The sequence below is a fragment of the Nocardiopsis sp. Huas11 genome (assembly GCF_003634495.1).
Lineage (GTDB): Bacteria > Actinomycetota > Actinomycetes > Streptosporangiales > Streptosporangiaceae > Nocardiopsis.
The window spans coordinates 2,164,072-2,186,045 of record NZ_RBKY01000001.1 but is presented as its reverse complement, the minus strand read 5'-3'; the positions used below and the strand labels follow the sequence as shown (position 1 = coordinate 2,186,045).

The 21,974-nt window shown below is 70.7% G+C and carries 23 protein-coding genes and 1 pseudogene; 15 read left to right on the top strand and 9 right to left on the bottom strand.

The window, feature by feature from the left end; genetic code table 11:
- Positions 1–49 precede the first annotated feature (49 nt).
- Both DFP74_RS09695 and DFP74_RS09690 read right to left on the bottom strand, forming a co-directional pair.
- Positions 50–763, bottom strand: a complete 714-nt coding sequence (locus DFP74_RS09695; RefSeq protein ID WP_121181388.1) for a PIG-L deacetylase family protein — start codon at positions 761–763, stop codon at positions 50–52.
- Positions 764–886: 123 nt separating this feature from the next.
- Entirely contained in the window at positions 887–1,618 is a 732-nt protein-coding gene (locus tag DFP74_RS09690; RefSeq protein WP_121181387.1) for a WbqC family protein, read from the bottom strand.
- Between the two features lie 363 nt (positions 1,619–1,981).
- Here DFP74_RS09690 and DFP74_RS09685 point away from each other — a divergent pair, with 363 nt between their 5' ends.
- Together DFP74_RS09685 and DFP74_RS09680 are read left to right on the top strand one after the other, a co-directional pair.
- Positions 1,982–3,547 carry a glycosyltransferase family 2 protein gene (locus tag DFP74_RS09685; protein WP_121181386.1) on the top strand — a complete coding sequence of 522 codons (1,566 nt, stop codon included), beginning with the start codon at positions 1,982–1,984 and terminating at the stop codon, positions 3,545–3,547.
- A gap of 344 nt (positions 3,548–3,891) precedes the next feature.
- Positions 3,892–4,335, top strand: coding sequence for a DUF3817 domain-containing protein (locus DFP74_RS09680; RefSeq protein WP_233570896.1), 444 nt, complete (start codon positions 3,892–3,894; stop codon positions 4,333–4,335).
- Here DFP74_RS09680 and DFP74_RS09675 read toward each other — a convergent pair.
- From DFP74_RS09675 to DFP74_RS09665, 3 genes are all read right to left on the bottom strand, one after another.
- Positions 4,314–5,102, bottom strand: coding sequence for an SURF1 family protein (locus DFP74_RS09675; RefSeq protein WP_121181385.1), 789 nt, complete (start codon positions 5,100–5,102; stop codon positions 4,314–4,316). The genes DFP74_RS09680 and DFP74_RS09675 overlap by 22 nt on opposite strands.
- Positions 5,103–5,471: 369 nt before the next feature.
- Positions 5,472–5,990 (bottom strand): type II toxin-antitoxin system RelE/ParE family toxin, encoded by a 519-nt coding sequence (locus tag DFP74_RS09670; protein WP_121181384.1) that lies wholly within the window; start codon positions 5,988–5,990, stop codon positions 5,472–5,474.
- Entirely contained in the window at positions 5,990–6,295 is a 306-nt protein-coding gene (locus DFP74_RS09665; protein WP_121181383.1) for a prevent-host-death family protein, read from the bottom strand. Before DFP74_RS09665 ends, DFP74_RS09670 begins: the two co-directional genes overlap by 1 nt.
- 124 nt (positions 6,296–6,419) lie before the next feature.
- On the opposite strand from DFP74_RS09665, the gene DFP74_RS09660 reads away from it, so the two are divergent.
- The gene (locus tag DFP74_RS09660) at positions 6,420–6,863 is read left to right on the top strand and encodes a hypothetical protein (protein WP_121181382.1); all 444 of its coding nucleotides are present in this window, start codon (positions 6,420–6,422) and stop codon (positions 6,861–6,863) included.
- Between the two features lie 135 nt (positions 6,864–6,998).
- Positions 6,999–7,892 (top strand): RNA polymerase sigma factor SigJ, encoded by an 894-nt coding sequence (sigJ, locus tag DFP74_RS09655; protein ID WP_121181381.1) that lies wholly within the window; start codon positions 6,999–7,001, stop codon positions 7,890–7,892.
- 53 nt (positions 7,893–7,945) lie between these two features.
- Here the strand turns inward: sigJ and DFP74_RS09650 are convergent, their stop codons facing one another.
- Complete coding sequence (locus DFP74_RS09650; protein ID WP_121188153.1) at positions 7,946–8,476, bottom strand: DinB family protein; 531 nt, start codon at positions 8,474–8,476, stop codon at positions 7,946–7,948.
- A gap of 159 nt (positions 8,477–8,635) precedes the next feature.
- Here DFP74_RS09650 and DFP74_RS09645 point away from each other — a divergent pair, with 159 nt between their 5' ends.
- Complete coding sequence (locus tag DFP74_RS09645; protein WP_121181380.1) at positions 8,636–9,403, top strand: alpha/beta fold hydrolase; 768 nt, start codon at positions 8,636–8,638, stop codon at positions 9,401–9,403.
- 21 nt (positions 9,404–9,424) lie between these two features.
- Here the strand turns inward: DFP74_RS09645 and DFP74_RS09640 are convergent, their stop codons facing one another.
- A complete protein-coding gene (locus tag DFP74_RS09640; protein ID WP_121181379.1) occupies positions 9,425–9,850 on the bottom strand; it encodes a VOC family protein in 426 nt (141 codons plus the stop codon).
- Between the two features lie 251 nt (positions 9,851–10,101).
- Between DFP74_RS09640 and DFP74_RS09635 the strand changes: the two genes are divergently transcribed.
- The 5 genes from DFP74_RS09635 to DFP74_RS09615 all read left to right on the top strand — a co-directional run bounded on the left by DFP74_RS09635 (position 10,102) and on the right by DFP74_RS09615 (position 12,979).
- Complete coding sequence (locus DFP74_RS09635; protein ID WP_121181378.1) at positions 10,102–11,076, top strand: ABC transporter ATP-binding protein; 975 nt, start codon at positions 10,102–10,104, stop codon at positions 11,074–11,076.
- Positions 11,073–11,924 (top strand): ABC transporter permease, encoded by an 852-nt coding sequence (locus tag DFP74_RS09630; RefSeq protein ID WP_121181377.1) that lies wholly within the window; start codon positions 11,073–11,075, stop codon positions 11,922–11,924. The genes DFP74_RS09635 and DFP74_RS09630 overlap by 4 nt, the downstream gene beginning before the upstream one ends.
- Positions 11,914–12,195 carry a helix-turn-helix transcriptional regulator gene (locus tag DFP74_RS09625; protein ID WP_121181376.1) on the top strand — a complete coding sequence of 94 codons (282 nt, stop codon included), beginning with the start codon at positions 11,914–11,916 and terminating at the stop codon, positions 12,193–12,195. The genes DFP74_RS09630 and DFP74_RS09625 overlap by 11 nt, the downstream gene beginning before the upstream one ends.
- 140 nt (positions 12,196–12,335) lie before the next feature.
- Positions 12,336–12,593 (top strand): type II toxin-antitoxin system Phd/YefM family antitoxin, encoded by a 258-nt coding sequence (locus DFP74_RS09620; RefSeq protein ID WP_121181375.1) that lies wholly within the window; start codon positions 12,336–12,338, stop codon positions 12,591–12,593.
- Positions 12,578–12,979, top strand: a complete 402-nt coding sequence (locus DFP74_RS09615) for a type II toxin-antitoxin system VapC family toxin (protein WP_121181374.1) — start codon at positions 12,578–12,580, stop codon at positions 12,977–12,979. The genes DFP74_RS09620 and DFP74_RS09615 overlap by 16 nt, the downstream gene beginning before the upstream one ends.
- 4 nt (positions 12,980–12,983) lie before the next feature.
- On the opposite strand, the gene DFP74_RS09610 is transcribed toward DFP74_RS09615, so the two are convergent.
- Positions 12,984–13,646, bottom strand: a complete 663-nt coding sequence (locus tag DFP74_RS09610) for a class II aldolase/adducin family protein (RefSeq protein ID WP_121181373.1) — start codon at positions 13,644–13,646, stop codon at positions 12,984–12,986.
- 329 nt (positions 13,647–13,975) lie between these two features.
- On the opposite strand from DFP74_RS09610, the gene DFP74_RS09605 reads away from it, so the two are divergent.
- The 5 genes and pseudogenes from DFP74_RS09605 to DFP74_RS09585 all read left to right on the top strand — a co-directional run bounded on the left by DFP74_RS09605 (position 13,976) and on the right by DFP74_RS09585 (position 21,567).
- Positions 13,976–15,502 (top strand): aldehyde dehydrogenase family protein, encoded by a 1,527-nt coding sequence (locus DFP74_RS09605; protein ID WP_121181372.1) that lies wholly within the window; start codon positions 13,976–13,978, stop codon positions 15,500–15,502.
- Positions 15,503–15,701: 199 nt separating this feature from the next.
- Positions 15,702–17,270: a GMC family oxidoreductase gene (locus tag DFP74_RS09600; RefSeq protein ID WP_121181371.1), complete on the top strand. Its 1,569-nt coding sequence runs from the start codon at positions 15,702–15,704 to the stop codon at positions 17,268–17,270.
- Positions 17,267–18,430 (top strand): annotated as a pseudogene (locus DFP74_RS09595) (glycine betaine/L-proline ABC transporter ATP-binding protein); the annotation flags it as partial. The gene DFP74_RS09600 and the pseudogene DFP74_RS09595, both read left to right, overlap by 4 nt.
- 193 nt (positions 18,431–18,623) lie before the next feature.
- Entirely contained in the window at positions 18,624–20,600 is a 1,977-nt protein-coding gene (locus tag DFP74_RS09590; RefSeq protein WP_121188152.1) for a proline/glycine betaine ABC transporter permease, read from the top strand.
- Between the two features lie 4 nt (positions 20,601–20,604).
- Positions 20,605–21,567, top strand: coding sequence for an ABC transporter substrate-binding protein (locus DFP74_RS09585; protein WP_121181369.1), 963 nt, complete (start codon positions 20,605–20,607; stop codon positions 21,565–21,567).
- Positions 21,568–21,696: 129 nt separating this feature from the next.
- Here DFP74_RS09585 and DFP74_RS09580 read toward each other — a convergent pair whose 3' ends face one another.
- The gene (locus DFP74_RS09580) at positions 21,697–21,936 is read right to left on the bottom strand and encodes a hypothetical protein (protein ID WP_121181368.1); all 240 of its coding nucleotides are present in this window, start codon (positions 21,934–21,936) and stop codon (positions 21,697–21,699) included.
- Positions 21,937–21,974 lie beyond the last annotated feature (38 nt).

Sequence of the window (21,974 nt, the reverse complement as noted above, 5' to 3'; positions counted from 1 at the left end):
GCGGTGTCCCGGAGCGCGGTGTCCCTGGGGTGCGGGCTCCGGGAGGGTCTCAGGCCAGCCAGCGCGCCACGTGGAACCCCTCTCCGAGGGCGACGCCCGCCTGCATGCCCCTCAGGACGGCGAGGCTGCGCAGGGTCGTCTCGGACCGGGTGTGCGGGTGCTCGTGCGCCTGGGAGCCGTACAGCTCCATGGCCTGGAGTTTGGCGCTCACGTCGTCCTCGTCCAGCTCGACGATGAGCGAGGGCGGCGGCACGGGTTCGGACCGCCACTGGTCGGCCGCCTCCTCGTAGGACAGGACGAGCCGCGGGTGGTGGCGCAGGGCCGTGTTGGACGGGCGCAGGGCGGTGTGCACCGCCTCGGCCACGGCCCGGTGGTCCTGGTTGTAGCTCGTGCGGTGCGGCGCGAGCACGACGGTGGGCCGCGTGCGCGCGATCGAGATGGGGCTCTCGCGCTCGATGATCTGGGCGAGGTCCACCTGGGCGATGGTGTCCAGGCGCAGGTGGTAGTGGTCGCCGGGCAGCGCCATGTTCCAGTCGTCCCAGCGGAAGTGGTCGGACACCTTCTTGATCTCGGCGTAGCGCTCCTCCGCCGTCGAGAACCCCTTGGCCGACGCGTCCGCGGTGTCGCCCACCGTGATGAACTGGACGAGGACCTCGGCGCCGGCCCGTTTGGCCTTGCTGAGCAGGCCTCCGCAGCCGAGGGTCTCGTCGTCGGGGTGGGGTGCGAAGACCAGGATGCGCTCCTGGGCCCAGTCCGTCGTCATGGCAATGTCCCGTTTCCTTGGCCGAAGTGGGAGTTCGGGTGGTCCCCGAGTCAGTGGTGCGGGTCCGCCCGGTGGTCGTGGGCGGGCGGTGGACCCGGTTGCCGACTCGGAGCCAGCGGCGGGTCAGGCGTGCGCGCGTGCCCGCCGGAGCACGTGGAGTGCGTCGGGGCCGGCGTTGAGCAGGAGGTCGAGGGCCGACAACCGGGGGACGAAGTCGCCTCGGCCGCGGGAGTGCTGGCGGTAGACCGGGTGACGGAAGTCCTGCCACTCGACCGCGACTCCGTGGTCGCGCAGGATCTCCGGTTCCAGGTAGTCCTTGGACCCGGATCCCGAGAGCAGGGTGTCGGCCCCGGTCCTGGAGCAGATCCGGGCGAGCAGCTCGCTCTTGGTGCCGGGCAGGTCCCCGATCTCGCTGGCGCGCAGCAGCGGCGTGGTGATGCCGAAACCGCGCAACAGCAGCCGGGTGGTCGCTATGGCCAGGTCCGCGACACGTTTCCACTCGCTCTCGTACAAACGGAAGATATCTTCCGCGTAGTCGTCCCAGTACGGAGCATTTCGGTAACAGTGTTCGGCCAGTGCCTTGTAGTGCTTGCGTCTCCATTTGTGGGTGGTGTCAATATATTTGTCCACTATGCGATCCGACCGGTGTCCCTGAGTGACCGGCACGGTCAGCAGGATCGGGTCGGCGCGGCCCGCGACGTAGTTTCGGTTCTGCCAACCACGGCGTTCGAACTGCACCGTGTCCAAAAAAACGAAGCGGTCGGACCGGTCGATCTTGTCGATCAGGCCGAGCCAGGGCAGGTAGTGCGGCTGGTGGATCGCCACGCGGGTCGTGCCGGTGTCATCGCTGTTCACGGGCGTGGGCCTGTGGGTGGCACGCTGTGGCCCGTCCTGTTCCGCGCGGTCAGGATCGGGCGATGCGGCAGCTGGATCGCCGATCACGCCGGGCGTTCTCCTTCTCTTCGTGTGCGGGGCCGAGCGGTGCGCGCGCGTTCCCAGACGATCTCGTGCAAACCGGTGGCAACATGGGCCCCCGGACTTCCTCCCAAATATCTTCTAATGGGTACCACTTCCCGCAAGCCCGTGGATACGATTTGCGTGGCCTACATAGGACGCGAACCCGGGTCAACCCGCCGGTGTCGTAGTGCGTCAACCTATCGCCGACCTTCTGGGTTATTGTCGGCCCGAAACCACTGATCATCGGAGGGGTTCAAGGCCGTGCGTATCGTGCGCTTCATCGGCGGGCTGCTCACAGGGCTGATCGCCCTCGTGCTGACCGCCGCGCTCTTCGTCTACTGGTTCGACTACGCCTCCGGCCTGGCCGCCGCGACCGGCGGGGCGCTCGCCTACGCCTTCCTGTGGCTGGCCTTCGGCGCGAACCTCCTGCTGTGGACGGTCATGGGCCTCCTACGCCTGACCGAGGAGTCCGCCCGGTCCGTCCTCAGGAGGAGGCCGCGCGCGCGGGGCCGCCGGGCCGTGGACCCCGAGGACCCGCCGGACCGGGTCCTGGTCGCCGCCGGCGCCCCGGCGGAGGCGCCTGCGCTGTCCGGTTCCGGCCAGGCCGCGGACGGCGGGACGGTCGACACCGGCCGAGCGTCCTCCGGCGTGGCCGGGCGGGACGCGGCCGCGTTGGCGGACCGGGAGGACGCCGACGACATCACGCTCGCCGTCGTCATCCCGGCGCACAACGAGGAACCGGTCATCGACGGGGCCATCGCCTCCGCCCTGAGCCTGTTCGACCGCTGGGACATCTACGTGGTCTCGGACTCCTCCGGTGACGCCACCGCGCAGATCGCCGCCTCCACAGGCGTCAACGTCCTCGAACTCCTCACCAACCGGGGCAAGGCCGGGGCCATCGAGGCGGTCATCGACGAGTTCTCGCTCACCGACAACTACGACGGCGTGGTGATCCTGGACGCCGACACCGAGCTCGACGAGGGCTACGTGCGCGGCGCCAAGCGGCAGTTGAGCGATCCCGCCGTCGCCGCCGTCGCCGGGTTCGTGGTCTCGGAGTGGAAGCCGTGGGAGCGCACGTTCGTCGGGCGGACGATCTCGGCCTACCGGGACCGCCTGTACTTCCTGCTCCAGTACTTCATGCGCTTCGGCCAGACCTGGAAGCGCACCAACACGTCGTTCATCGTGCCGGGGTTCGCCAGCGTCTACCGCAGCAGCGCGCTGCGCGAGGTGGAGATCAACCCCAAGGGCCTGGTGATCGAGGACTTCAACATGACGTTCGAGGTGCAGCGCAAGCGCCTCGGCAAGATCTCGATGCGCCCGGACACCAAGGCCTACAGCCAGGACCCGTTCACCTTCCGGGACTACTACAAGCAGGTCGGGCGGTGGACGCTGGGCTTCTGGCAGACGGTGCGGCGCCACAAGGTGTGGCCCAGCGTGTTCTGGCTGGCGCTGGCGCTCTACATCCTCGAGGTCGTGGTGGTCTCGTTCACCCTGCTGGCCACGGCCCTGCTCGGGCTCTTCGTCCTGGTCGGCACGCTCTGGGGCGAGGCCGCCCTCACGGTTCCGTACTTCGGGGACGGCTTCACCGCGGTGACGGCCTTCCTGCCGCTGACGGCGATCGCCATCGGCCTGTTCGTGCCCGACTACATGCTCACGTGCGTCATGGCGGCGGTGCGCCGCAGGCCGTCCTACCTGCTGTACGGGGTGTTCTTCTTCCCGATCCGGCTGGTGGACGCCTACCTGTCGCTGCGGATGATCCCGCGGGCGTGGACCGCCGACTCGGACGGCCGCTGGAGCAGCCCGCTCCGCGTCTCGAACAAGTCCTGACCAGAGGTGTCGGTTGAGGGTGGTAGCCCTCATATTCCGCGGAGCGGCCCCCGGGCGGTGGTGGGCGACGGGCGGGGTGGGTGCGCCGGAGGTGTCGGTTGAGGGTGGTAGCCCTCATATTCCGCGGAGCGGCCCCCGGGCGGTGGTGGGCGACGGGCGGGGTGGGTGCGCCGGAGGTGTCGGTTGAGGGTGGTAGCCCTCATATCCCGCGGAGCGGCCCCCGGGCGGTGGCGGGTGACGGGCGGGGTGGGTGCGCCGGAGGTGTCGGTTGAGGGTGGTAGCCCTCATATCCCGCGGAGCGGGCCCCGGGCGATGGTGGGCGACGGGCGGGCCTAATCTCGAAGATGGCCCCGATCCGGGCCGTCGTCGTTGAATTGGGTGAAGTGGCCGTGGACAAGAGGCGTGTGTCGTTCGCGTTGTACCGGGTGCTCGCGTACGTGACGGGAGTCTTCCTGCTGGGTCTGACCTTCGTGGCGATGCCCGCGAAGTACCTGGTGGGGGAGGAGTCGATGTTCGCGCTGGTGCCGGCCCCGCAGGGGTGGGAGCACTGGTTCGGGCCGGAGTCCCCGTTGATGCTGTTCATCGCGATGCCGCACGGCTACGTCTACATGGCCTACGTGCTCGTCGTGCTGTGGGTGTCGCTGGACCGCCGCTGGGGCGCGGGGCGGACCCTGGGCGTCCTGCTCGCGGGCACGATCCCGGTGCTCGGGTTCGTGGTGGAGCACCGGGTGGTGCGCTCGGAGCGGGCGAAGGAGGCCGAGCGGGCTCAGGAGCCCGCGGCCGCCTGAGCCGTCTCCTGCGCGTCCTCGCCGCCCTCGTCCCGCCGGGACCGCTCCGCGAGCAGCTCACGCCGCACGCTGATCGCCCAGTAGGCGACCGCGGACAGGCCGAAGAGCGCCCACTGGAAGGTGTAGCTGAGACTGCGCCAGTTGATCGTGATCCCGGTGGGCGGCTCGGGCGGCGGCGCGGGCACGAGCGCGTCGGTCGCCGGATCGCTCTCGGGCAGCGTCAGGTGGCCCTCGTAGAGGCGGTAGTCCCACTCGTTCACCAGGACCGAGGGGGCGATGCGCTCGACCTGCCCCTCGGGGACGTCCACGGGCACGATGCCGTCGGCCGCGGTGGTGGGCGGCACCAGCCAGCCGGCGACGGTCACCTCGCCCGCGGGGGCGTCCGGGACGTCGTCGGGGTCCTCGGTCCAGCCGCGGTTGACGGCGAGGGCGACGCCGTCCCCGGTGACCAGGGGCAGCACCACGTCGAATCCCTCGACGCCGTCGCGCGCGCGGGGCACCAGGAGCTGGCCGCCGGTGTCGAAGGTCCCGGTCGTGGTGACCGCCGTGTTGGCGTAGGAGTCCGGGTGGGCGTACTCCCCGGGGACGAGCACAGCGTCGAGCTCCTCGGCGCCGGAGAGGTCGGCGACGGGGTTGGTGACGACGTCGCGGTCGGGCTCGAAGGCGCGGACCGACTGCCAGTAGGTGCCGGCGACGCACACGACGAGGGCGAGAACGGCCAGGACGTGCAGGCCGATCCACCGTGGGCTGAGGAGTGCGGATCTCACTGGACCAGGCTATGCGCGGTCCTCGGGCGGACCGCCATGACCCCGGGTTGACACTGCCCACAGCTCATTGGTGTAGTGCCTGCACGACGCTGACGATCACTTTAAGTAGTTCGTCGTGACAGAGGGTTGTTCTTCAAGGGTGCGGTGGGTAGTGTCTCTATCAACAAGGAACGACGAGATCGTTCCTCGTGGCAGACCATTCAGGCCGCGACTCCCGGGGGGAGGAGTCGCAGGCCGCTTCCCAGAGCGAGGGTTGCCTCCGTACTTTGAGGGGGGATGCGGAGGCGACCCTCGCCACCTCTTGCCGGGGGCGTTCTCGCGGATCAGCGAGGACGCCCCCGTTGCCTTTCCCGCCATCGCGAGCCCGACTCAGCGTGGTCGGGAACGGAAGTCGGCCCAAAGGTCCACCGCCTGCTCCAGATCGAGCGCGGCCACGTCCTCAGGGAGCAGGCCGACGGTGTGGAGCAGGCGCTCGGCCAGCCAGTCCGGGACGGGTTCTCTCGTAGGGGTCGGCTCCCCCTGGAGTGCCCCCGCCGGCGCGCCGAGGTGTTCGATGACGGCGGCGAGGTGCTGGGCTACCGGGTCGTCGCCCGAAGCCGTGCGGACTCGCCGGGAGGCCTCGGCGTAGACCTGGGCGTCCGCGCGGGGGCCTACGGCCCAGACCTCGCAGATCTCCACGCTCTTTCCTTCGGTCACGCGGTACACGACGCGCCACGTGTCGCGTCCGACGACCAGTTTCCGGAATCCCGTGAGTTCACCTCCCAGCGGATACCCGGCCTCAGGGTTCTCCTCCAGCAGGAGGATCTTCTTCAACACCTTGGGTACGGCGTCCGGGCCGAGTCGCCGCAGGTCGTCGATCGCTGCGTCGGTGAAGGTGATCTCGGCCATCAGTCCTCGGGGATTTCTTCGAGAGAGGCACGGCTGTGCCCGAAGGCGGACAGCACGTCGTCCAGTGACGTCCGCCGTCCGCTGTCCGTGAGCTCCCGTGCCATGACCAGCGCGAGGTCCCTAAGATCCGCCTCCGCCTGCTCCAACTCCGCGAGTCGGGAGAACGCGACCACGGCCGCGACCGGCTCATGCCGGCGGGTCACGATGACCTCGGTCCCCTGTTCCGCGTCGTGCACGATTCCGGCCACGCCACGTCTGGCCGCATCGGTGACGCTGATCTTCTGGGTGTGTTCGAGAATCGCCATCCCTCAACTGTATAGAAAAATATACAGATTGGCGACGGGGTGGCCGTCCGCCTCCCCCTCGCGGGGGGCGGGCGTCCCGCCGCGGGGTGAGGCCGGCGGGGCTCCCGGCCTGGAAGATGGAGCCATGAACCGACACACCGCGGCCGTCCTCGTCGCGGCGGGGGGCGCCGCCGCCTACGCCCTCTCCAAGGTCCACCTGGCGCTGCGCGGCGAACTGGGGATGCCGGGGTTCCCGGCCCCGCCGGAGGCCTACGAGGTCTACGAACCCGTCAGCGGGCAGCTGTCCAACGCCGCCATGGGCGCGGTGATGGTGCTGTTCGTCCTCGCCCTGCTGCGCCCGCCGGCCGGCAGGCTCTGGCGCCGGCCCCTGCTCGTGGTCAACGGCGCGGGGGCGCTGCTGATCGGAGTCGGGGTGCTGATGTTCGCCGCGCGCGCCACCGGCCTTTCCCCCGGGCTGGGCGAGCCCGCGCAGGGCGCCGCGGCGTGGACGTCCCTCGCGGTCGGCGCCGTCTGGGCGGTCGCGTGGATCGTCGCGGTGGCCACCACCCGCGCGCCGGACCGCTCCTGACCGTGACCAGCGGCGTTCCCGGGGCCCGGGAGAGCGCGTCCCGGGCCCGGTTCTACACTGGGAGCGATCCTGCGCGCCAGAGCGCGTCCTCGGACCCCGTCCTGCACCGGGAGCGGTCCCGCGCGGAAGGTGCACATGGTGGAGACGTTGGAGCACGACGGCCTGGCCGGGCGGTTCGAGGAGCACCGGCCGCGGTTGCGGTCACTGGCCTACCGGCTGCTCGGTTCCCTGAGCGAGGCCGACGACGCCGTCCAGGAAACGTGGCTGCGCCTGGACCGCGCGGGCGACGAGCACGTGGACAGCCTCGGCGCGTGGCTGACCACCGTGGCCACACGGGTGTGCCTCAACATCCTCCGCTCGCGCGAACGGCGGCGCGAGACGCCGATGGAACCGCACCTGCCCGACCCCGTCGTCAGCCCCGAGGACGGCGTCGATCCCGAACACGAAGCCCTGCTGGCGGACTCCGTGGGGCTGGCGATGATGGTGGTGTTGCAGACCCTGTCCCTGGACGAACGGCTCTGCTTCGTCCTGCACGACATGTTCGCCGTGCCCTTCGACGACATCGCGCACGTCCTGGAGCGCTCCCCGGCCTCCGTACGCCAGCTCGCCAGCCGCGCCCGCCGTCGCGTGCGGGACCGCGCCCCCGCCCCCGACGCCGACCTGCGGCGCCAGCGCGACGCGGTCGACGCCTTCTTCGCCGCCGCGCGCGAGGGCGACTTCGACGCGCTCGTGGCCACGCTCGCGCCCGACGTCGTGCTCCGCTCCGACGGCGGCGACGCGCGGCCCGGCCTCACGCTCGTGCTCCAGGGGCCGCGAGCGGTCACCGGCCAGGCGATCAGGACCGCGGCCCTCTCGCCCTACCTGCGCCCCGTACTGGTCAACGGGGCCGCCGGCGCGCTCGTGGCACCGCAGGGGCGGCCGATGGCCCTCATGGCCTTCACCGTCACCGACGGCCGGATCGTCGCCATCGACGTCCTGGCCGACCCCGACCGCCTGGCCGCGCTGGACCTGTCGTCCCTCGACGCGTGAACGCGCGTCCCGCGCCGGTGCGGGACGCGCGCGACCGGGTCAGCGGTCTGCGGTCAGCCCATGGTCTTCTGCCCGTCCAGCGCCTCGCGGATGATGTCGGCGTGCCCGTTGTGCTGGGCGTTCTCGGCGATGATGTGCAGCAGGACCTCGCGGGCGGTCCAGGAGGCCTCCTCCGGGAACCACGGGGCGGTCGGCAGCTTCTGGGCGGCCTCCAGGTCCGGCAGCTCGCGAACGATCCGCTCCGTCTCGGCGGCCACGCGCGTGTACTCCTTCAGCATGCCCTGGAGCGTCTCGCCCTCCAGCAGCCGGAAGCTGTCCTCGTGCGCGGCGTAGGTCTCCGGGGACTCGTAGTCCGTGCCCGGGTCGCCCTCCAGGATGAACCGAACCCAGCTCTTCTCGCCGCGGGCCACGTGCTTGACCACACCGCCCAGGCACAGGGCGCTGACCGTGGTGCGCTGCCGCGCCTGCTCGTCGGTCAGCCCGCGCACCGTGTAGCGCAGGTTGCCGCGCTGCTCCTCCAGTACGCGCAGCAGCGTCTCGCGCTCGGTGTCGATCGTCCGCGTGTCCGTGCCCTGAGCCGTCATCGCCATCACCGTTTCCATTCGTCGCCGTCGGATTCGAACACGACACTAGGGAGGGTGGCGGTCAACGACTGTCCTCTACTCCGCGGGGAGGGAAAGGAGCCGCTGGATCCCTCGAAACGACTCCCGATAGCCTGGGAGCCCTGGTGACTCGGAGGTTCCATGGCCCTGATTCCGCTGCAGTACCGACTCGACGGCCCACGGCACGCTCCCGTGGTCCTGTTCGTCCCGCCCTTCGGGACGAGGATGTCGGTGTGGGAGCCGCAGATGCCCGAGCTCACACGTGACCACCAGGTGCTGCGGATCAACCACCGAGGGCACGGGTTCTCGCCCGCGCCGGAGGGGCCCTACTCCATCGAGGACATGGCCCTGGACGTCCTGGGCCTGCTGGAGGAGCGCGGCATCACCCGTGTGTCGGCCGTCGGCGCCGGGTTCGGCGCCGCCCTGCTGGTGTGGATCGCGGCGAACTCGCCCCGCACGCTGGAGCGGCTCGCCCTGCTCGCGGCCGCGCCGCGTACGCCCCGGCCGCACCGCTGGGACCGGGTGGCCGCCCGGGTCCGGGAGTCGGGCATCGAGTCGGTGGCCGCCGAGGTGGTCCTGCCGTGGTTCACGCCGGACATGACCGAGGACCACCCCGATGTCACCGAACGCTTCAGCGAGGACTTCGTCCGTACCGACCCCGGCGCCTTCGCCGCGATCTGCGACGCGGTCGCGGGCATGGACCAGCGCCACCTGGCCTCCGCGGTCCGGGCGCCGACGCTGGTGGTCTCGGCGGCGCACGACGCCCTGGTGCCGCCGGGACACGGCAGGCGGCTGGCCGACGGGATCTCCGACACCCGGTTCGAGGTGGTCACCGGAGCCGCCCACCTGCTCGGGGTGGAGCGCGCCGAGCGGGTCAACGAACTGCTGGTGGACCACCTCGCCGGGTGAGGTTCAGGTGGATGAGGGGTCTCAGGGGATCGGCGGGGGCGAAGGGATCTCGATCGGGATCAGCGGGTGGTTGATCTCCAACAGGTAGCCGTCGGGGTCGCGGAAGTGGGCGGCCCGCACGCCCCAGGCCGTCCAGTCGTACGGGGCCCGCACCTGCCGGGCTCCGTCGGCGACCAGCTTGGCCGCGGTCGTGTCGACGTCCTCCACCTGGAAGACCACCGCGAGCCGGTCCTGGTGCGGGAGTTCGGGGTCGGCGGTGTCGGTCTCCAACGCCTCGGCCATCACCTCGCGCTGGTTGATGGCGAGCCGGGTCCCGGACTCCACGTCGAACTCCGCGTACCTGCTCGCCTCGTCGCCCCACAGCACGGGCAGTCTGAGGATGTCGGCGTAGAAGTGGAAGCAGGCCTCGTAGTCGTTGACGAGAAGCCGGATGTAGCTGCAGCGCATGGGGCCTCCTGCGGTCCTGAACCGAACGTTCCCGACCATTGTCGTCCCTGACCCGCCCCGATCGTTGAGTACCCGTACCCGAGTGTGGTGTGGCCGGATCCGGCCACACCCCCGCGGAGGTGCTGAGCTGCGCCTCCACCCGCGTGGGCGGCACGGGGCAGGCGTTCGGAATGAGAAGTCTCTGTGCTCCAAGATGTAGTACATGTACTATCAATAGCAGTAGAGAGACGATGATTGGAGGGAGTGTTGTGATGAGTACTCCGACCGGAGAGGTGTCCCGTGCGGCCGCACAGGCGTCGGGGGAACCCGCCGACACCGTGGTCCGGGTCAGTGGTCTGCGCATGAACTACGGCACCACCGAGGTGCTGCGGGGCGTCGACTTCGCCGCCCGCCGGGGCGAGGTGGTCGTCCTGCTGGGTCCGAACGGCGCGGGCAAGACCACCACCGTCGAGATCCTCGAGGGGTTCCGCAAGCGCTCCGCCGGCACGGTCGAGGTGCTCGGCAGCGACCCGGAACACGGCGGCGAGGACTGGCGGGCCCGCCTCGGCGTGGTCCTGCAGACCTGGCGCGACCACGGCGGATGGCGGGTCCGGGACCTCCTGGACCACTTCGGCCTCTTCTACGCCCCCTACGCCACCCCGGACCGCTCACGCCCCCACGAGACCGACGCACTCCTGGAGCGGGTCGGCCTCGCCGACCAGGCGGGGACCAAGATCAACAAGCTCTCCGGAGGGCAGCGCCGCCGCCTGGACGTGGCGATCGGTGTGGTCGGCCGCCCCGAACTGCTCTTCCTCGACGAGCCCACCGCGGGGTTCGACCCCCAGGCGCGCCGGGCCTTCCACGAGCTCGTCCACGACATCGTCGACTCGGACGACACCACGGTCCTGCTCACCACCCACGACCTCGACGAGGCGGAGAAGCTCGCCGACCGGATCCTCGTCCTCGCGGGCGGCACCATCGTCGCCGACGGCAGCGTCGAGCAGCTGTCCGCGCTGGTCGAGCGGGAGAGCGAGGTCTCCTGGCGGGTCGGCGACCAGCGCCACGTCCATGTCACCGACGCCCCCGCCCGCCACGTCGCCGAGCTGTACGCCGCGCTCGGCGACGACCTGGCCGACCTGCGGGTCGTGCGCCCCTCCCTGGAGGACGTCTACCTCGCCATGGTCGAGCGGCACGAGTCCGGTCGGACCGGGCCGGCCGTGCACGAGTTCGTGAAGGAGATCCGATGAACCCCGCCGTCAACGCGGTCCGCAACGGCCTGTCCCGAGGCCTGATGGAGTTCCGGGGCTCCTTCGCCAGCCCGATGGAGCTGTTCGGCTACTTCTACATGCCGATCCTGTTCGTCGTCCTCGGGGTCTTCATGTCCAGAGGGCGGGTGGAGGAGGCCGACACCACCTACGGCGCGGTGACCTACACGGGCGGCGTGGTCTTCACCCTCGTCATGGCGGCCGTCCTGACCGTGGCGCAGGTCCTGTCCGCCGAGCGCGAGAACGCCACGCTCCTGCGGGCCAAGACCCTGCCGCACGGCATGCTCGGCTACACCGTCGCCAAGGTCGTGCACATCGTGGGGCTCGTGCTGGCCTCCCTGGCCATCATGGTCGTGCCCGGACTGTTCCTGGTCGAGGGCTTCGGCCCCCCGACCTGGGGCGCGGCCCTCACCCTCGTCTGGGTCTGCGTGCTGGGCGCGCTCGCCCTGGCCCCGTTCGGGGCGATCGCGGGCTCCCTCATCTCCAACCCGCGGTTCGTGGGATTCCTGATGATCCCGATCGTGTTCCTGCTGATGGGGTCCGGCGTCATGTTCCCGCTGGACTTCCTGCCCGGCCCGCTGCGGACGGCCGCCCTGTTCGTCCCGGTCTACTGGCTGGGGCACGGCGTCCGCTCGGGGGCGCTGCCCGCCGAGTACGCCGCCCTGGAGCCGGCCGGGGCCTGGCAGCTGCCGCAGGTGGCCGTGGTTCTGGCACTGTGGGCGGTGGTCGGGTTCGTCGTGGCGCCGTGGGTGCTGCGGCGGATGGCCCGTCGGGAGTCGGGGTCGCGTGTCCAGGCGGCCAGGGATAAGGCGATGAAGCGTGCCTACTGAGAACAAGAGCAACGGATCCGGCCGTCGCGCCAAGGCGTCGGCGGGCGGATCCGAGGCGATCTACAACCGCATCGCGGTGCTGCGTGCCGAGCGGGGGGTGTCGCGCAGGGCCCTGGCCGAGGCCCTGGGCGTGCATTACCAGACCGTCGGCTACCTGGAGCGGGGCGAGTACAGCCCCAGTCTGCACCTGGCGATGCGGATCGCGCGCTACTTCGAGGTGCCGGTGGAGGTCGTCTTCTCCACCGAGCCCTTCCCCCGTATCGGTCAGTGACCGGACCCCGAACCCGGAGGACGCCCCCATGGCCTCGGTTCCCATGCGAGGACGCTGTCCCAGCCGTGTGATCGGGAGTCGGGTTCGACGTTTCCCGGGTGGCCCTGGCAGAAATCTGATAGTCAGATATCATGGTATGTATGCGAACGATCACCGCGACCGAGGCCGCGAGGAAGTTCTCGGATCTCCTGGACGCCATTGAGAACGGTGAGCGGGTGACCATCACCAGGGGCAAGTCTCCCGTCGCGGTCATGCAGCCCGCTCCCCGCTACACGGGCGCCGACCTGCGTGCCGCGCTGGAGAGGATCGAACCCGTGGACGACGAGTTCCAGCGCGACGTACTCAAGGCCAGGGAGATGATGGACGACGAGGTGAGGGACCCATGGGACGGAGCCTGATCCTCGACACCAATGTGCTGATCGGCTACGAGCGAGGGGACCTCGAACGGGCTCTGTTCGACGACGACGCACTCGCGATCGCCGCTGTCACCGTGGCCGAGTTCCGTGTGGGAATCGAGTTGGCCGACTCGGCGAGGCGTTCTGCGCTACGGTCCCGCGCGCTGGCGGAGATACTCACGTTCGTGCAGGTTCTCGACTACACGGAGGCGACAGCGGTCCACCACGCCACGTTGCTCGCCCATGCCATCAGTAGCGGCCGAAAGCGGAGTTCGCTCGACCTCATCATCGCCGCGCATGCCGCGCAGACGGGGCGCACGGTGGTGAGCCGGGACGCCAAGGCCCGGTTCGGGGATCTGCCCGGGGTCCTGGCAGTGGAGGTCGGCTAGCCGGTCACCAGATGTCCGGGCCGGCCCATCCGTGGGTGTCGCGGTGGCGGACCTGGGCCAGCTCGTCCTCGGACAGCGTCCGGGGCTCTCCGATCTGGCGCGCCCGCAGGTAGGTCGCGCACAGCCAGTCCAGCAGACGCAGATTCTCCAGTGCGTGCTCCAGCCCGTGCCCCAGGGCGAGTCCGCCGTGGCCGGCGAGCAGGGCGGCGTCGCGGCCCTTGAGCGCCTTGACCGCGTGGTCGGCGATCTCGCCGCTGCCGTAGAGCGTGTACGGGGTGACGGTGATCGCCCCGCCCAGGGCGGCGGCGCGGTGGTGGATCGGGGGGAGTTCCGCCAGGACCGAGGACACGGCGACGGTGTCGGCGGTGAAGGCGTTGACGACCGCGGTGACCTCGTCACCGTGGTCGGCGGCCCGGCGGTGCACGGCCAGGTGAAGCGTGGCTTCGGCGGACGGATCGCGGCGGCCCTCCAGCACACGGTCGTCCAGCGACATCACCGGGCAGTCCGCGGCCTGGAGCTGGTCGAGCGGGACACCGTACGGGGTGACGACCACCAGGTCGCCGCTCCGGACGCTGACGGTCCCCGACTCTCCGGGGGCGGTCCCGGAACCGGCGGCGAGGGCACGGGCCGTCAGGCAGACGTCCCGTCGTTCCTGTTCAAGCAGCATGCGCTTCCTCGAGGGTGCGCCGGTGCGGTGGCGCGGTCCTGGGGCGGGCGGGTCCATGGCCGCCCATGTTCCGGGCGAATCCACTTAGGTACACCTAAATGTACGTCAAACTCTTGGGCTGGTCTTCCCCAGACCCGCGATTGCTCCGTGAGCCCTCCGGATCAGACGCGTAGTTGTGGTGATGCTGTGCACACGTGACTCACACCACGGGTCAACGTGCCCCCAAGGCGTGGTTTCTGCTGCTCACACGGGTTTGTGGGAGCCTTGGGACGAAAGTGTCGTAAGAGACGAGGCAGTTTGTGACCACCGATCTTGGGCAAACCGGACCCGTGAATCAGCCTGACGTATCCCTGCCCGCCGTGCCCTACCTGTCCGAACCGGGCGCGTCCGAGGCCACCAGCCTCTACATCGACGGCCGGTGGCGAGCCGCGCACAACGGTCGTGTCAGGGAGATCCTGAACCCCGCCGACGCCAGCGTCCTCACCATCGTGAGCGAGGGCGGACGCCCCGACACCGAAGCCGCGATCGCCGCCGCGCGACACGCCTTCGACACCGGGGAGTGGCGCGGCACCTCCGCCGACGAGCGGGGGCGCGTGCTCGACCGCATCGCCGACCTCCTCCAGCGCGACCGCGAGGAGATCGCGGTCATGGAGTCCCTGGACACCGGCAAGACCATCGAGGAGGGCGGGATCGACGTCGACGACGTCACCAACGTCTTCCGCTACTACGCCGGACTCGCCGACAAGGACGCCGGCCGCCTCGTGGCCGCGCCCGAGGGCGTGCACAGCAAGGTCGTGTACGAGCCCGTCGGCGTCTGCGGCATGATCACGCCCTGGAACTACCCGCTGCTCCAGCTCGCCTGGAAGATGGCCCCGGCCATCGCGGCCGGCAACACCATGGTGATCAAGCCCAGCGAGATCACCCCGGTCACCACCTGCAAGCTGGTGGAGCTGGCCACGGAGGCCGGCATCCCCGCGGGCGTGGTGAACCTGGTCCTGGGCAGCGGCCCCGACGCCGGCGCCCCGCTGTCGGAGCACCCCGACGTGGACCTGGTCTCCTTCACCGGCGGTCTGGCCACCGGCCGCCGCATCATGGCCTCGGCCGCGGAGACCGTCAAGACCATCGCGCTGGAGCTCGGCGGCAAGAACCCCAACATCATCTTCCCGGACGTGGACCTGGACACCGCCGTGGACTACGCGCTCAGCGCCGCGTTCTTCCACTCCGGCCAGGTCTGCTCGGCGGGTGCCCGGCTGATCGTGCACAACGACATCCACGACGCCTTCACCACCGAGCTGGCCCGCCGGGCCGAGGCCATCCGCATCGGCCGCGGCCAGGTGGAGGGTGTGCGCTGCGGGCCGCTGGTCTCGGCCGAGCACCGCGCCAAGGTGGAGGCCGCCGTCTCCCGCGGCGTCGAGGAGGGCGCCCGGATCATCGCCGGCGGCAAGCGTCCCGACGACCCCGATCTCGCCCGGGGCTACTTCTACCGCCCCACCGTGTTCGTGGACTGCGACCGGTCCATGGACATCGTCCAGACCGAGGTCTTCGGCCCGGTCGTGACCGTGGAGCGGTTCGAGACCGAGGCCCAGGCGATCGAGTTGGGCAACGACACCGACTACGGGCTCTCCGGCGGCGTGTGGTCCAACGACACCGGGCGCGGTGAGCGCGTGGCCGCCGCCCTGCGCCACGGCACGGTCTGGATCAACGACTACGGCCCCTACTTCCCCGGCGCCGAGTGGGGCGGGTACGGCCGCAGCGGCATCGGGCGCGAGCTCGGGCACGCCGGCCTGGACGAGTACCGCGAGGCCAAGCACATCTACCGCAACCTGGCCCCCGAGCCCCAGCGCTGGTTCGGCTAGAGACGCGGTCACGCCGCTCCGGGCACCGCGCCCGGAGCGGCCACGGGGAGAGGGTGCGCGGCGGCGCGGCGCCTCCGCCGACTCGGCGCGGGCGCAGCGGTGCCCGCGCCCACTCCCCGCACGCATACACGAGAACACAGCAGAGGTCGGTCTCCCCCCGGGCTATCCCCCGACTCAGTGACAACGAGAGGAACAGGCCGTGTCCGACACCCAGGCCACCTACGACTACGTGATCGTGGGGGGCGGTACAGCGGGCTCCGTCATCGCCAACCGGCTGACGGAGGACCCCGGTACCACCGTCTGCCTCATCGAGGGCGGTCCCGACGACCGCGACCACGAGAACGTCCTCCGACTGCGCGACTGGCTGAGCGTTCTGGAGGGCGAGCTCGACTACGGCTACACCACCGTCGAACAGCCGCGCGGCAACTCCCACATCCTGCACTCGCGCGCCCGCGTGCTCGGCGGCTGCTCGTCGCACAACACGCTCATCAGCTTCCGGCCGTTCGCCGAGGACCTGGACGACTGGGTCGCCGCGGGCGCCGAGGGCTGGGACAATGCCACCGTCCAGTCCTACGCCGACCGGATCAAGTGCAACATCGTGCCGGTCGCGGAGAAGGACCGCAACGCCATGGTCAAGGACTGGGTGGCCTCGGCCGCCGAGGCCGCCGACGTCCCGGTCGTGTCCGACTTCAACGCCCTGACCTCGCACGGCGGCGGCTTCTCCGGTGGAGCGGGCTTCCTCTCCATCGCCTACGACCCCTACACCGGGCACCGCTCCTCGGCGTCGGTCGCCTACCTCCACCCGATCATGGACGTGCGGAGCAACCTCACGGTCATGCTGGAGACGTGGGTGGACCGGATCGAGTTCGACGGCGACCGCGCCACCGGGGTCAGCGCCACGACCAAGGACGGCGACCGCGTCACCATCAGCGCCCGGCGCGAGGTCGTGCTCTCCGCGGGCGCGGTCGACAGCCCCCGTCTGCTCATGCTCTCCGGTGTGGGCAACGCCGAGGAGCTGCGCGACCTGGGCATCGAGGCCCGCCACGACCTGCCCGGCGTCGGCGAGAACCTCCTGGACCACCCCGAGTCGATCATCATGTGGGAGACCGACCGGCCGGTGCCGCAGGAGACCGTGATGGACTCCGACGCGGCGCTGTTCGTCCGCCGACACGACGGCGACCCGCGCCCGGACCTGATGTTCCACATCTACCAGATCCCCTTCGACGACAACACGAAGCGGCTGGGCTACGAGTCCCCCGAGGACGGCTACGCGGTCTGCATGACGCCGAACATCCCCCGGTCCCGCTCGCGCGGCAAGCTCTACCTGACCAGCAGCGACCCCCAGGCCAAGCCCGCGCTGGACTTCCGCTACTTCACCGACCCCGACGGCTACGACGAGCAGACCATCGTCGACGGTCTCAAGATCGCCCGCGAGGTGGCCGAGACCGAGCCGTTCCGCTCGTGGATCAAGCGGGAGGTCGCGCCCGGGCCGCGGGTCCGCACCGACGAGGAGCTGTCGGAGTACGGCCGCCGCGCCGCGCACACCGTGTACCACCCGGCGGGCACCTGCCGCATGGGCTCCGCCGACGACGGCGACGCCGTCGTGGACCCGCGCCTGCGCGTGCGCGGGCTGCGGGGACTGCGCGTGGCCGACGCCTCGGTGTTCCCGACCCTGCCGACCCCCAATCCCATGGTGATGGTGCTCGCGCTCGGTGAGCGCGCGGCCGACCTGATCCGTGAGGACCACCTCCAGGAGGCCACCCGATGAGCACACAGACCGTCCACCAACAGGGTCCGCCCGGGGGTGACCCCGATGTCACCTTCTCCGTCCGGGGCCTCTGGAAGATCTTCGGCAAGAACGCCGACAAGGTCATCGGCACCGATCTGGAGACGGCCGACCGGGACCGGATCAAGGAGGAGACCGGCTGCACCGTCGCCGTGCGGGACGTGTCCTTCGACGTCCACCCCGGTGAGATCTTCGTGGTCATGGGCCTGTCCGGCTCCGGCAAGTCGACGCTGATCCGCTGCCTGAGCCGTCTCATCGAACCCACCGCCGGGCAGGTCCTGCTCGACGGCGAGGACATCGGCGAGGCGAGCCCGCACCGCCTGCGCGAGCTGCGCCGCCACAAGATGGCCATGGTGTTCCAGCACTTCGGCCTGCTGCCGAACCGGCGCATCGTCGACAACGTGGCCTACGGGCTGGAGGTGCGCGGCATGAGCCGCGCCGACCGCTACGCCCGGGCGCGCGAGATGATCGACATGGTCGGCCTGACCGGCTACGAGAACGCGCGGCCCGGCGAGCTGAGCGGCGGTATGCAGCAGCGGGTGGGCCTGGCCCGCGCGCTGGCCGTCGACCCCGAGGTCCTGATGTTCGACGAGCCGTTCAGCGCGCTCGACCCGCTGATCCGCCGCGACATGCAGGCCGAGGTCTCCCGGCTCCAGCGCGAGCTGAACAAGACGTCGGTGTTCATCACCCACGACCTCCAGGAGGCCCTGAAGCTGGGCGACCGCATCGCCATCATGCGCGACGGCGAACTCGTCCAGGTCGGCACGCCCGAGGAGGTCGTGGGCCGCCCGGCCAACGCCTACGTCGCCGACTTCACCTCCGACGTCGCCCGCACGACCGTGCTGACCGCGCGGTGGCTGGTGCGCGACGCCTACCCGGGTGAGCGCACGGACGGTCCGGTCACCGAGCCGGGCACCGTGCTCGCGGAGGTCCTGCCGATGCTCGCGGCGAGCACCGCGCCCGTGCGGGTCGTGGAGGGCCGCACCCTCCTCGGCTACGTGGGCCGCGACGACGTGCTGCGCGCCATCGCCGAGGACCAGCTCTCCGAGAACGAGGTGGCCGTGGCCATCGAGGAGACCGTCGAGGAGCTGTCGGACGAGTCCACCGACCCGGCCGAGCTCCCCGGCGGCGGGGCCGGCGGGACCGGTGGGTCCAGCGGAACCGGCAGGACCGGTGGGACCGGTGGGGCTAGCGGAACTGGTGGGACCGGTGGGGCCGGTGGGGCCGACGGGTCCGCGGGTCCTCAGGAGAGCGGGGCGCGCGGGAACGCCCCGGGCGGTTACGCGAACCCCACCGGCCACGGTGGTCCGGCTCCGACCGGGGACGGTGGGTGACATGGCCGCGCTGACCCGACCCGCCACCGGCGGGTCCGGAGAGGTCGCAGGTGCCGCGGGACCCCGTGAGCCCGGCGGAGCGGTCAAGGTGCTGACCAGCCGCTGGCTGCAGGCACTGGCCGCCGTCGCGGTGCTCGTGATCGGGTTCTCCGTGTTCCGGGCGCTGGGCTCCCCGGCCTGGGCGGGACCGTTCCCGACCGACATCGGCGACCGCTTCATGGGCTGGCTCGACGGCATCTACGCCTGGATCGTCGAGAACCGCAACGACAGCCCGCTGTTCCTGTACGGCTTCAACTACGTCTCGGTGGGCCTGGGCTCCGCGGTCGTCCTGATCAACCGGGTCCTGGACCTGCTCACCTGGGCGGGCGTCACGGTCATCGGTGTCCTGGGCGCCTGGCGCGTGGCCGGATGGCGGGTGGCCCTGCTGGTGCTGGCCACCTTCGCGGTGTTCGCGCTGACCGGGCTGTGGAACGAGTCGATGACCACGCTGGCGCTGATCATCACCTCGGTGCTCATCGCGCTGGTGTTCGGCATCCCGCTGGGCATCCTGGCCGGCCGGAGCGAGGTGTTCTACCGGGGGATCCGCCCGGTCCTGGACTTCATGCAGATCATGCCCGCGTTCGCCTACCTGCTGCCGTTCGTGCTGCTGTTCGGCATCGGCAACCCGGCGGCGGCCGTGGTGACGGCGGTCTACGCGATCCCGCCCGCCGTGCGCATCACGGCGCTGGGCATCCGCGAGGTGCCCAAGGGCGCGGTGGAGGCGACGACGTCGCTCGGATCGACGCCCTGGCAGGTCCTCACCAAGGTGCAGTTGCCGCTGGCCAAGCGCACCATCCTGCTGGGCGTCAACCAGACCATCATGCTCGCGGTCTCCATGGTCGTCATCGCGTCGGTCATCGGCGCGGGCGGTCTGGGTGACGCGATCTTCCAGGCACTGGCCAAGGTCAACGTCGGCCAGGCCTTCCAGGCCGGTCTGGCGATCGTCATGCTGGCGATCGCGATGGACCGGGTGACGGGCGCCGTGGGCCACGGGGCGCACACGCCGAACATCCCGCCCCGGTTCCGGCTTCCGGTGCTGGGCGCCGGACTGATCGTGGTGATCGTCGCGGTCACCGCCGCCCGGGCCCTGGGCGCGCGCGGCTGGCCGCGCGAGCTGTCCGTGGACCTGAGCACACCGGTGAACGCCGCCTACGACGCCCTGCAGGAGGGGATCGGAGCGTACACCGCCGCCCTGTCCGCATGGACGCTCAACGTGGTCCTGTCCCCGCTCGCCGCTCTGTTGACCGGGTCGCCCTGGTGGCTGGTCGTCATCGTGGCCGCGGCTCTGGGGCAGATCTTCGCCGGGTGGCGCGCGGCGGCCATCTCGGCGGCGTCGTTCGTGGCCATCGGGCTCCTGGGCGTGTGGGTCAACGCGATGGACACGCTGTCGCAGGTGCTCGTGGCGTCGGTGATCACCATCGCCCTGGGCGTTCTGGTCGGCGTGCTGATGTCGCGCAGCGACGTGTTCGCGACGATCCTGCGGCCGATCCTGGACGCCATGCAGACCCTGCCGCCGTTCGTCTACCTGATCCCGGCGGTCGCGCTGTTCACCATCGGCCGCGTGCCGGCGCTGGTGGCCGCGGTCATCTTCGCGCTCCCGCCGGTCATCCGCCTGGTCAACGACGGGATCCGCGGGGTCCCGGCGCAGACCAAGGAAGCCGCGCTGTCGCAGGGGTCCACCCGGTGGCAGCTGCTCAGCAAGGTGGAACTGCCGATGGCCCGCGGTTCGCTGCTGCTGGCCGTCAACCAGGGGATCATCCTGGTGCTGTCCATGGTCGTCATGGGCGCGCTGGTCGGCGCCGGATCGCTCGGGTTCGACGTGGTGTTCGGCCTGGCACAGAACCAGCTCGGACTGGGTCTGGCCTCCGGCCTGGCGATCGTGTGCCTGGGCCTGTTCCTGGACCGTGTGACGCAGGGAAGGAGGGCACCCCGTGCCTAGGTTCATGAGGAAGGGTGCCCTGGTCCGGCTGCTGGCGGTCGGGCTGGCACTGGTGATGGTGAGCGCGTGCGCTGTGCGCACCGACCAGATCGCCCGGGACCCGAACACCGTGCGCATCGCCCTGAACGGATGGGTGGGCTACGAGGCCAGCGCCGAGGTGCTCGCCTACATCCTGCGCGAGGAGATGGGCTACGAGGTCCAGCTGATGCGGGTGGACGAGCAGCCGTCGTGGCAGGCCCTGGACCAGGGCGTGCTGGACGTGATCGTGGAGAACTGGGGTCACGAGGACCTCATGGAGCTCTACGGTCCCGGGGGCAACGGCACCGTGGTCGACGGCGGCCCCAACGGCAACGAGGGGGTGATCGGCTGGTACGTCCCCGCCTACATGGAGGAGGAGTACCCGGAGATCACCACCATGGAGGGGCTCAAGGAGCACACCGACCTGTTCCAGACCGCCGAGACCGGTGCCCAGGGCGAGTTCCTGAGCGGTGCGCCCGGGTTCGTCACCCAGGACCAGGGGATGATCAACGCGTTCGACCTGGACCTGGAGATCGTCTACGCCGGTTCGGAGGCCTCGCAGATCACCGAGGTCCGGCGGCGGTACGCCAACGAGGAGCCAGTGCTCTTCTACTTCTACGATCCGCAGTGGCTCCACGAGGAGCTGGACCTGGTCCGGGTGGACTTCCCGGACTACGAGGAAGGGTGTGACGCGGACCTGGACGAGGTCCCCTGCGACTACCCGGCCTACGAGCTGAACAAGATCTTCCGGGCCGGCTTCGTGGAGACGGGCGACCCCGCCTACCAGTTCCTGGACAACTGGACGTGGACGAACGCGGACCAGAACGAGGTGGCGCGGATGATCGCCGACGAGGGCATGGACCCCACGGACGCGGCCGAGGTCTGGGTGGAGGAGAACCCGGACGTCTGGCGGCCGTGGATCCCCGAGGACTTCGAGCCCGTGGGCTGAGCCGGATCCGCGCGGCCGGCGCCGGGCCGGGGAGAACGCTCCCCGGCCCGGCGCCGTGCGTGTGGCGCCGTGTGCGCGCGGCTCTGCTCCTGCGCCGCCGTGTGCGCGTGCGGGCGCCTGCGGCCCGGGTCAGGGCCGCGGGCGCTCGTAGCGCAGCCGGCGGCTCACCCAGAACACGTTCGCGCAGGCGGCCACGAACCCCACGGCCAGCAGGACCACCAGCCAGGTCTCGCTCGTCCAGAGCAGCGCCGCGATCGTGCCGCCCAGCAGGACCACGGCCCCGAACACCGCCAGGACCAGGCGGAACCCGAGCGCGCTCGCCGGCCGGTCATGGCTGCCCAGCGGCCCCTTCAACCTGCCCCGTCGCATGGCGTTCCCTCCTTCGTGTCTCCCTCCCGTTCTACCGC